This window comes from Bradyrhizobium sp. 164, assembly GCF_023073715.1.
Lineage (GTDB): Bacteria > Pseudomonadota > Alphaproteobacteria > Rhizobiales > Xanthobacteraceae > Bradyrhizobium.
This window is the reverse complement of record NZ_JADPKA010000064.1, coordinates 1-1,301: the sequence shown is the minus strand read 5'-3', so window position 1 is coordinate 1,301 and position 1,301 is coordinate 1. Positions and strand designations below refer to the sequence as shown.

The following is a 1,301-nucleotide window of genomic DNA, read 5'->3' as shown; positions in this document are numbered from 1 at the left end:
GGAGCAACTGTGTTGAAGTAGACCGGTGATCGAGCGGGCTCAAGGCTGGCGCTGCGCGCCCCCGCCTCCGGCGGCTGACGGCCTTGACCCCGCCCGCTCAACGGTCTTTAGGCTGGGCATTCGCTCGGCGGAAGCCGAGCGAGGCCGCTCACTTCGTACCGGCCGGCGTCCCATTTTTCTCCGCGCGCGATCATGACGTTGAGGATCACAATCAGCTTGCGCATGCAGGCGGTGAGCGCAACCTTCGGCTCTTTGCCTTTGGCGATCAGGCGATCGTAGAAGGCCTTGAGTACCGGGTTGTGCCGTGTCGCGGCTCCCATGCACGCCATGTAAAAGAGATTGCGGACCTTGCGCCGCCCGCCCTGGATATGACGAACACCCCGACGCTTGCCGCTGTCGTCGTCGTAAGGCGCAGCACCCAGCAAGGCCGCGGCAACATTGTTGCTTATCTGGCCTAACTCCGGCATCCCCCCGATCAGCCCGGCGGACGTGCCCTCGGCAAGACCCGGCACGCTCTCGATGATCTCGGCGAGTTCGGCAAAACGCGGCGTGGCCTTGATCAGGGCCGCGATCGCTGCTTCGAGCTTGGTAATTTCCAAGGAGATTTGCTTCAGCAGGCGACTCTGCATTTTCTGTACAACGTCAGGTGTGGAATGCTCCCCCCTGTTATGCAGGCTGGTCCGCACTTCAATCAGAGTTTGGCGCGCAGTCACCATCTGCGCCAGTTCCTCACGTGCTGCATCATAGGCTTGGCCTCTTGCCTCGATGAAAGTCTCGGCGAACCAGGCAATCATCTCCGCATCGATCGGATCGTTCTTGGCAAGTTGCCCGGCCGATCTTGCGAAGTTGCGCACCCGCTTCGGATCGACAATCAGGGTTCCGATATCGGCCTCGCGCAGCGCCTTGACCCACTCTCGCTCATAGCCGCCGGACGCTTCCATCGCTGCTTTAGTGATCTTGTACTTGCGAAGCCAACGGATCAGCATTCGCCGTCCCTCTGCCGTGCTCGCGAACGTCCGCCGTTGCGACAATGATCGAATACACACATCCACCTTGTCCTTGGCCACGTCGATACCGGCGACAACAAGATCGTTTTGTGCCATCATCCAATCCCTTCCTTGCTCGGTCCGGGCTCGAAGCCCATGCAACTGTTCGGGTTGAGGAAGACCACCGGATCTGTCCCTCGCTCCCCGACAGGCTCACGGCCTTTGAGCGCGACCGGGCTCAGATCCAGCAACGGGCGGTTTTGCGAGAACCGCCCGTTTGCACATTCTGGCAGATTTCCCAGACACAAGAGCGCG

The 1,301-nt window shown here is 60.9% G+C and carries 2 protein-coding genes; both read right to left on the bottom strand.

Going from position 1 to position 1,301, the window contains the following annotated elements:
- Nucleotides 1-107: 107 nt before the first annotated feature.
- Entirely contained in the window at nt 108-1,106 is a 999-nt protein-coding gene (locus tag IVB01_RS20055) for an IS110 family transposase (protein WP_247494774.1), read from the bottom strand.
- The coding region (locus IVB01_RS20050; protein ID WP_247275678.1) for a hypothetical protein at nt 1,103-1,301 on the bottom strand (199 nt) is incomplete at its 5' end. The genes IVB01_RS20050 and IVB01_RS20055, both read right to left, overlap by 4 nt.

Coding starts and splice junctions, on each gene's coding strand:
- IVB01_RS20055 (WP_247494774.1), bottom strand. CDS start 1,106: ATGATGGCACAAAACGATCTTGTTGTCGCCGGTATCGACGTGGCCAAG.